The 8,582-nt window shown below is 48.2% G+C and carries 9 protein-coding genes and 1 pseudogene; 3 read left to right on the forward strand and 7 right to left on the reverse strand.

Annotated features, from left to right (window positions below; translation table 11 throughout):
* Positions 1 to 839 precede the first annotated feature (839 nt).
* The 3 genes and pseudogenes from JW883_11935 (at position 840) to JW883_11945 (ending at position 2,800) form a co-directional block, all read left to right on the forward strand.
* Positions 840 to 1,544, forward strand: coding sequence for an arginine N-succinyltransferase (locus JW883_11935; GenBank protein MBN1842975.1), 705 nt, complete (start codon positions 840 to 842; stop codon positions 1,542 to 1,544).
* Positions 1,545 to 1,570: 26 nt separating this feature from the next.
* Positions 1,571 to 1,810 (forward strand): hypothetical protein, encoded by a 240-nt coding sequence (locus JW883_11940; GenBank protein MBN1842976.1) that lies wholly within the window; start codon positions 1,571 to 1,573, stop codon positions 1,808 to 1,810.
* 163 nt (positions 1,811 to 1,973) lie between these two features.
* Positions 1,974 to 2,800, forward strand: a pseudogene (locus JW883_11945) (ion transporter).
* Positions 2,801 to 3,133: 333 nt separating this feature from the next.
* Here JW883_11945 and msrB read toward each other — a convergent pair.
* The 7 genes from msrB to JW883_11980 form a co-directional block, all read right to left on the reverse strand.
* Positions 3,134 to 4,222 (reverse strand): peptide-methionine (R)-S-oxide reductase MsrB, encoded by a 1,089-nt coding sequence (gene msrB, locus JW883_11950; GenBank protein MBN1842977.1) that lies wholly within the window; start codon positions 4,220 to 4,222, stop codon positions 3,134 to 3,136.
* 248 nt (positions 4,223 to 4,470) lie between these two features.
* The gene (locus tag JW883_11955; protein MBN1842978.1) at positions 4,471 to 4,875 is read right to left on the reverse strand and encodes a hypothetical protein; all 405 of its coding nucleotides are present in this window, start codon (positions 4,873 to 4,875) and stop codon (positions 4,471 to 4,473) included.
* A gap of 52 nt (positions 4,876 to 4,927) precedes the next feature.
* Positions 4,928 to 5,389 carry a DUF3783 domain-containing protein gene (locus JW883_11960; protein ID MBN1842979.1) on the reverse strand — a complete coding sequence of 154 codons (462 nt, stop codon included), beginning with the start codon at positions 5,387 to 5,389 and terminating at the stop codon, positions 4,928 to 4,930.
* A 37-nt stretch (positions 5,390 to 5,426) separates the two neighbouring features.
* Positions 5,427 to 6,143, reverse strand: coding sequence for an AAA family ATPase (locus JW883_11965; GenBank protein MBN1842980.1), 717 nt, complete (start codon positions 6,141 to 6,143; stop codon positions 5,427 to 5,429).
* 195 nt (positions 6,144 to 6,338) lie between these two features.
* Complete coding sequence (locus tag JW883_11970) at positions 6,339 to 7,076, reverse strand: ABC transporter permease (protein MBN1842981.1); 738 nt, start codon at positions 7,074 to 7,076, stop codon at positions 6,339 to 6,341.
* Positions 7,073 to 7,546 (reverse strand): hypothetical protein, encoded by a 474-nt coding sequence (locus tag JW883_11975; protein ID MBN1842982.1) that lies wholly within the window; start codon positions 7,544 to 7,546, stop codon positions 7,073 to 7,075. The genes JW883_11970 and JW883_11975 overlap by 4 nt, the downstream gene beginning before the upstream one ends.
* 458 nt (positions 7,547 to 8,004) lie before the next feature.
* Entirely contained in the window at positions 8,005 to 8,304 is a 300-nt protein-coding gene (locus tag JW883_11980; GenBank protein ID MBN1842983.1) for an IS30 family transposase, read from the reverse strand.
* Between the last annotated feature and the right edge of the window lie 278 nt (positions 8,305 to 8,582).

Genomic DNA, 8,582 nt, shown 5'->3' on the forward strand with positions numbered 1-8,582 from the left:
CGGGCGCGAGATGAGCTGCAGGTTCGTCGTCTAATCGCACCGGAGCGAAGCGCAGAGTGTGTGTTAGACGACGGTTCTGTCAGCTCCATTGAGGGTTAGGCGGCGCGTAGTGCCGACTGACACTCGATGACGGAGCAGCTCGCGCCCGTTAAGCGGCGCGGGGCGACGCTTATCAATGATTAGCAGGCGAAAACGCGCAATATCATGGAACGAAAACGCCTATGACATTCGAACCTTTTGTATGGTTTGCAATTTCTTGTAGCCGGCCAACGCCAAATATTGAGATCAGAAAAGCGAGCTTTTTCGCTCACTTTTCCTGGTATATCCGATATGGGGAAAAAACGCTTGATATGCATCATTCAGGGGATTTATGAGAATAAATTAGTGGACTCAACAAATCATTAAAAAACAGTTGCTTTTATAATGTTTACGTACTCGGCAAGCAAGACATGACACTCGTATTTTTGAGGACATCGTTTGGCACCGGCAGAGCCGATGTGAAAATAACTTGTTGATTGCATTACAAAAAAATCACTTTAACCGCTAATACAACCGGTCACTAAAATCAAGGATAAATTATGGGTAATCCCCCGGTAAAACTTTTACAGGGTCGGGCAGGGCATTCGACTCATATCTGTCATTGATTCGGCAGGTTACCCTATAGGGGTTGTTGTTTTCTTGCCGGCATACCGATTCTCCATTCTCCGGGAAGGATTATGCGGTAAGGCTTGCACGATGTAGTGTTTGGAGATATTATCTCCCACAGGGCAAAATTTCAGATGTAGAAAACGTCCTTCAAGTCACCCTTTTTCGGAGAGGTGCCCATGAACACGGACACGATGCAAAACACCCCACCGGATCGAAAAAGACGGTCCAGTCGTTTGCGGATACTTCTCATCGTCGTGGCTGTTGCCATCGTAACGTCGGCGGCAACGGTCTTGGTGACAATGGCCTACGTATTTCCCGGGGACTTCAAACCGGTTAAACTCAGTGACCGGGAAGCGCAGGTGCTTAATGCCAAGCTGGCGCGGCTGGATACTGCCAGAGGGCCCGCAGGGTCGGCATCCGGCAAGGATGATGACTCCGGGCAGATGGTTCGTGGCAACTCAGGGGCTTATTTGAAACCGGAGCGCTACAGTGAGGCAGGCGCCAGTCGGCAGATCAAACTGAGCGAGCGCGAACTAAACGGCCTGCTCGCCCGAAACACCGATCTCGCCCACAAACTTGCCATCGATCTTTCCAAGGATCTTGCCAGCGCGAAACTCCTTATCCCCTTGGATCCGGATTTTCCCGTTCTGGGTGGAAAAACGCTCAGGGTCAACGCCGGTTTGGAGCTGAGGTATGATGACCGGAACCCGGTTGTCATGCTTAAAGGGGTCAGCATCTGTGGTGTTCCCATCCCAAACGCCTGGCTCGGCGGGCTGAAAAACGTTGACCTGGTCAAAGAATTCGGTGCCGACAGAGGCTTCTGGCACGCCTTTGCAGCCGGCGTGGAAAATATCCGCGTGGAAGAAGGCAATCTTTCCATCAAGCTGAAGGAATAATGATGGCCTCGGGGAGGAGCGAGATGATGGAGACAGGGAAAGCGAATCCTGGCACACAAAGGCTGTTTCAGCATGCAAATGGAGGGTATGTGCTTCTAAGTAAATTTGGCCAGGCTGTCTCCTTTTGGTTTGACGCCCAAGAACACCTCCAGGTGAAAGAAAGGTTGGAGGATGTAGACTTCAAGGCCACGGGCAGTCAACTCAAACAGGAAGGTTGGCGATGTGTAGGCCCGGGCCTTGAATTTTCCTGGCTTCTGGAAAAATAACGGGGGCGTTGTGGCACAAGAGCGCCATGGGCAGGCCGTGATGTTTGATAGGGGCTGGAGCGTCCCGTGAGAAAGAGGGGCTTCCATCCAAACTTTCAGAGATACCCTTTAAAGTCTGTAACCGCTGCTTCGTGTTCCAGTCCTTTTCAAGGGAGATGGCTCCATGCCACACAGCTTCCGCGAAATCCTGCAGTTCTACCTCATTGATTGCAGGACGGCTCTCGGCAAGATCATTGACATCTTCTTATCTTCCTGAACTTTTTTATCTGCGCCATCTTGGTGCTTGAAACCTATCGCGTTTCCGAGGCAACAAGGCAGCTGCTATGGAACATGGAGATCATTATTGTTCTGTTCTTCGTCGTGGAGTATGCGGCAAGGCTTTATGGCGCAAAAAACAGGTTCAAACAGTTGGTGGATATTTACAGCGTCATTGACCTGGTAGCCATATTACCCACCCTTTCCCTTCTCATTCTTCCTTTGTTCGGCCTCACGCTTCATTTCGGCTTTATCAAGTTGATAAGAGTCTTCAGGGTCTTCAGGATATTCAGGTTTCTCAGATTTACTGCAGATCCCGATTTTTTCTTCGGCAGCCTTACCATGCAGGTGCTTAAAGTAGTAAGGCTTTTTTTGACTATATTCATGATATTCTTCATCTCTTCAGGTCTGTTTTTCTATGTGGAGAGCGGCATGAATTCGGGGGTGAAGACGTTCGGAGACGCATTCTATTTTACGGTCGTGGCGCTTACTACCGTGGGTTTCGGTGATATCACCCCCATGTCGGAGGGCGGGAGATGGGTGACTGTTTTGATGATTCTCTCCGGCATCATTCTCATCCCCTGGCAAGTGAGCAAAATTATCAAAGAATGGGTGCACATGGCAACAAAATGGGACATTACGTGTCCGGGGTGCGGACTCCGGTACCACGACAGAGACGCCTCTCACTGCAAGTCCTGCGGCCATCTTATTTACCAGGAGTATGAAGGGGACTGACTGGTGTCCATCCATAAATGGCCCTTTTCGGCAATCGCCGACTTCGCCATAGTAGCCTTCTTGGCTACTACGACAGCTGAATCGGCGTCAAACTGCGGGGCAGACCATGTGCGGCTGCTTGAGACCGGGTGTCACAACCTGGCTCGTGGGGGAAGTCATCCTTTACGAAATCCTGGGTGCCGAGGCAACCAGGGTTCGGGATGGGGGGAGTGGCCTTGCGCTTTTGCAGTCTGGGGCCAGTCCTGAAAATCCCTAATGATCACTTGAGGTCGGCAATAAGCAGCTTGAAGGGGCGGTGGCCTCTACAAGTCCGCTTGATTTCCTGGTTAGCAACTATTCAAATAGTCCCCTGTATTTACCATATCCTTCTTTTTCCAAATCTTCTCTTGGAATAAACCTAAGAGAAGCAGAGTTGATGCAATATCTGAGACCAGTAGGTTCTGGGCCATCATCAAACACGTGGCCGAGATGTGAATCCGCCTGTTTACTTCTTACTTCTGTTCTAACCGAAAAAAAACTTCGGTCTGCTTTTTCTGCAATCGCGTCAGTTTCAATTGGCTTTGTAAAGCTTGGCCAGCCGGTCTTGGAATCATATTTGTCAAGTGAACTGAAAAGAGGCTCACCGGATACGATATCAACATAGATCCCGGCTTTTTTGTTATTCCAGTATTCATTATTAAAGGCTGTCTCAGTGCCATCCTCTTGAGTGACTTTATATTGAAGAGGCGTTAACTTCTCTTTAAGTTTTTTGTCAGATGGCTTCTTGAAATGAGCTTTGGCGGTATCCATGTCGTCGACCCATGTCTTTTTGAGATATTGGTCACGCCCTGAGCGATATCTGTAGTACTTATACTTCAACGGACTTTTTTTGTAGTAGTCTTGATGATATTCTTCCGCCTCATAAAATTTGGAAAATTGCCGAATTTCTGTAACGATAGAATTGGCATATCTGCCTGATTGGTCAAGCTTCCCCTTTGAGATTTCTGCTAACTGCTTTTGTTTATCATCATGGTAAAAAATAGCGGATTTATATTGAGAACCTCTGTCTACGAACGATCCGCCTGCATCGGTTGGATCGATTTGTCTCCAATAGACATCAAGCAGATCCTGATAAGTTATTCTATCTGGATCATAGGTAATCTGAACGGCTTCAAGATGCCCGGTAGACCCCCGAGACACCTCCTCATAGGTTGGGTTGACTTCATGACCGCCTGTATAACCTGAGATCACTTCAATAACACCGTCAAGTTTTTCAAATGGATGTTCCATGCACCAAAAACAGCCTCCTGCAAAAGTAGCCTTTTCAACGCTCTTGTTTTGCTTACTCATATTCGTACCCTCTGTGTCATTATTTTGGTTGCTATTCGAGCAGTGGCTCAGGAACAAAGACAAAACAAGAACAATCAGCACTATTTTTTTCATAATAAATCCTCCATATCCCCATATGGTGGCATTTAGCGAAATGCTACCAGTAGGCCATCAGGGGCGCCATTCGTTCCGTTACGTCTTCATATCAGCCGTCTATCGTGATCCGGCCCCAGATTCATCATTCCAGTCCCCAAGACCTCCCTTGCCGCCGAAAGTCAGGCGACCTCCACCGTGCTAACAACAGATCAAGAAGGGAAGATCTCATTGTATCTGAACTGATGTTCATAGGAAAAGGCAATTCTTTACTCCCAGAATTTCCACCACTTTTTGCGCTTTTGACGAGCTTCCTGCCCCTTTTCGGAGCCTTTATCTAACTCTTTTTGAACCTGTTCAGCTTTCTTTTCGCGCTGTTTTTCCAGGCCTTTATTTTCCTTATCTTCTTTCTTCTGCACGGCCTCTGTCATTGTTTCCTCAGCTTCTCCGCGCTCCTCACGAACCTTTTTCTTCCATCTTTTCCCGCTCTCAGCTTTCTCCTCCTCTTTCATTTCTTCGACTTCGGCATCTGTTCGGGAATCCATCGCCTTGCCATGGCCTGTAATCCGTTTTTCTGTGGGCTTTCTCTTGCCTGCCCATGTAGGTTTTTCAGCAAAAGCAGGTGCAGTCGCCAGAAAGATCAATCCGATCAGCATACTTGTTAATGCTCTCATCGGTTCCTCCTTTCAAAAAGGGTCTGTCAGAATGAGTTTAAAGTTTTTCCATTTACATCGGTTTCATGTCAGGATCATGTTCAGGAGAACGGGTCTTCATATATTCGTGTTCGTTGGTGAGGTGTTCAAAATAGTGTTGGAATGTCCAGGTCCAAGCTGTCTCGGTGATCATAGCGAAAATCACCTCCTGAGGATTGGGTAATACCTTTTTAAAACTTCTCAGGATCTGCATCACCTGCTGTCTATCTTGCGAATGCATCAGCACCGAACGGTAATTGCCGAAGACCGGAGTTGCTCCAGTAAATCCGATAGAAGGGTCTATTCCCTCATTTTTGCGTAATGCTTCAGCCTTTTTATCCACCGCTTCACCCACTGTTGAGGTCAATAAATCTTCTGTAACCGGGGTCACTTGCACTCTTGTTCCACTTTGATCCACGGCGTCAAACGCAAAGATGCCCGCCTCTATGTCCTGTTGTGACAATCCCAGGGTAAAACAAATGATGCTGTCATTCATAGGTAGCAAGCCTCCTTTCTGCAAAGAGTGCGTCAAATTACAGATATTTTTGTCGATCCTGAAGAAAGTTCTTGTAAATCCGGTAATGCTCGGTCTCTTCGTAGGCCACGGGACAGACGGGAACGTGGTCGAAACTGTAGATCTTGGCTCCGGCGCAGGCGAGCAGAATCGGGGAGTGCGTAGCGATAACGAACTGGGCGTGACCCGCCTGGCTATTCGTGCCTAGAATTTCGAGTAATTCAAGCTGACTGCGTGGAGAAAGCGCCGTCTCGGGTTCATCGAGCAAGTAGATGCCCTTGATCTGGTACCGGCTTCGGAAGTAGGACATCAGAGATTGACCATGTGACTGCGTCACCAAAGACTTGCCGCCGAAGTATTTTAGTTGGCCAGGGTCCGATGCCGCCCACTCATCCAGAAAATTAACGAAATCCTTGAAGATCTCCGAGCCGAAGAAGGAGCCGGGAACGCGCCCATTAGACCATTCGAGGGAAAGATAATGGTGGAGTTGGCCTTCGAAAACGTTCACTTGGTAACGGGTGCCCGCGGGGGCACGCCAGATGTGGATACCACAGGCGTACGCCAGCGCCTCCAGTAGGGTCGACTTGCCAGTGCCGTTCTCGCCGACAAAGAAAGTCACAGGCGTGTCGAGGGCTAGATGTTTGGTTTGATGAAAGAGGGGCAGGCTAAAGGGATAGTGTTCACGGGTAGGGTATTTTTCAGGCAGTAGTGTGATACTTTTTAGATGAATGGACATTATATTTTCTTTTCTCGGTGAGCACAAATCAAGGTTTGCCCTCAGAGTCTTGCGAGCTCCGGCTCGGTAGGCTCTCTGAATCCCGACCTGTCGGGAACCCGCATGCTGGGCTTGTATCGCCATAGGCTCCGGCAACGGCGTATGGTGGTGGGGCCTGGGGGAGAAATACCCCCGGCTGCCCGATTATGCCCAGATTCATGTAATCCATTTCTTGTTTATGTTCCTCAAGCTTACGTAAAATAGAATTGCACAAAAACATGTAATGACAAGAAAGTTTAAACCAAACGGCATCATATTCTTTCCATTGATAGCACCATGAAGAATGTCAGCACCGTATGTTAAGGGTAATAGGTAGGACAACGGTCGTAGAAACACCGGCAGAGAGTCAACAGGAAAGAACAGGCCGCAAAGAAATATCATCGGAAAGCGGAAGAAATTTGAAAAAGTCTGAGCTTCAAAAACCTCGCTAACAGAGACTGCTATAAAGAGCCCAAGAAATGTTGAAACAATCGCAATCAATATGATGGCTGGCAATACTATTACCCATGAAATCTTAGAGAGATCTGTTAGAAATAAAGCAAGAATAACCGGGACAATAGCGTTGGCTGAACCGAACAAAATTGCCCCTGCTGTCTTAGCCAGCATAAGAAGTTTCAACGGAATAGGTGCGAGAAGTAAACGCTCGAACGACCGATTCTTTTTCTCAAATGTAACTGTTACTGCAAGCATGGAGGTTGTGCCGAATAGAACAGAAATTGCAATCACGCCCGGAAGCAGTGCCGGAATGCTTTCCGAACCACTACTCGATTTGATGAAAAACATGCCTGTCCAAGCTACAGGAAAAATCAACCCCCAACTGATGTTTGGCGGTTTGAGATAGTAAGCACGCATGTCCTTTAATAAAATGTTCCAGAAAGCGACCCATTTTTTCATGCGACACCGCCTTTCTTCTCGATTTCTTTTCTCAAGGCGTTTGCTTCAATGCCGGTGATCCGCACAAATACATCTTCCAGTGATGGGCTTAGACGTCGGGCTTCTGTAACTTCAGCGTTATGATCTTCAATGAACCGGAAGAGTGGACCAAGGCTGATCGGCCCTGCAGACTCAATGCGTACCTGCTCGGTAGAAATAGGCTGAAACTCAAAATGAGTAAAGGCGGTGGCAAGTTTGCCATAGAGATCGTTTGCCGAATTCGAGACAGAAATCAACATCACTTTCCTTTGCTGTACCGGCTGTAAAAGATTTGTGACAGTGTCGATCCGTACAATCTGACCTTTAACGATGAAAGCAATACGTTCACACAGCCTTTCAGCCTCTTCGATGTAGTGTGTGGTAAGAAAGGTTGTCGTCCCGGTACGGTGAAGATCGGCGATAAGCTGTCTAATCTGGCGGGCACTGGCCACATCGAAGTGTTCTCATTTATACTTCCTTAGGCATAACGTGTAGATCACCTGCGGGAATGGAGCGCAACTGAATTCCCGTCAGAGTGCATCTGATTGTGTACGCCCGGCATGGGCGTGAACCTTTCGGCCCTGAGCTCAAGGCCGAAGGGCTTATGGGGTGCGACTCGGCTGAACTTGTCGAAGCCAAGTCCCCTGTGTGTGAACCCTGTAATGTCGTGAGACATGACAGAAATACTAGCCGAAGGCAACCACCTTCGCCAAAGGCTACAGCGCGTCAAGAGGGCCTTCGCTGAAAGCTATGGCGGCTCAAGAGGGCGGAACCGCGAGGGACCGTCTGAAGCTCGTCTTCGCTAAAGCTACGCCGGGTTCATGAGAAGCCAGGCATACACTCGTCAAGCCGTAGCTCGAAGAGCGAAGGCTGAAGGCCCAGTCTCCGGGTAAGCTAGCACCCGGTGAATTCAACTTGCAAGTGCACCACGAATAGCGCTGTAGAAGACTTCATATGGCGTCTGATAATAGAGGCATTTCCTTGGTCTACGGTTTAACTTTTTTACAGCTAATGCGAGGTCCTCGTTGGTCATATTACTGAAGTTCATCCCTTTTGGGAAGTATTTTCTTAACAAACCATTTTTATTTTCATTACAACCTCGCTGCCATGCCGAATAAGGGTCTGCAAAATAAATACACAGTCCGGAGAATAGGTCGGCCGATTGCGTTTGATCTCCCGGCTGATGGTCATATGGTGCCAATTGAGGCATCGGCCAATCTCTCTGAGGCTCAAACCGTAAAGGACTAAATGATAGATGACATATCGCTCCTCCAGTGTTAAGTGTGTGTAGGACATGATGGGCTCCTTCTGGTTGTGGCTTGGTTGCTCTTCCTCACATTACCAGATTGGCTGTCATGTCCTCTATTAACCTAAATGGTGCACTTTGAATTTGAATCTACCTTTGTCGATGAAGGTGGGGGCCACGTATGAACAATCCACCACCTTAAGCTTCACGGCTGCCTCAAATAATTTTGAGCTGGCTATTGC

The sequence above is a fragment of the Deltaproteobacteria bacterium genome (genome assembly GCA_016930875.1).
Lineage (GTDB): Bacteria > Desulfobacterota > Desulfobacteria > Desulfobacterales.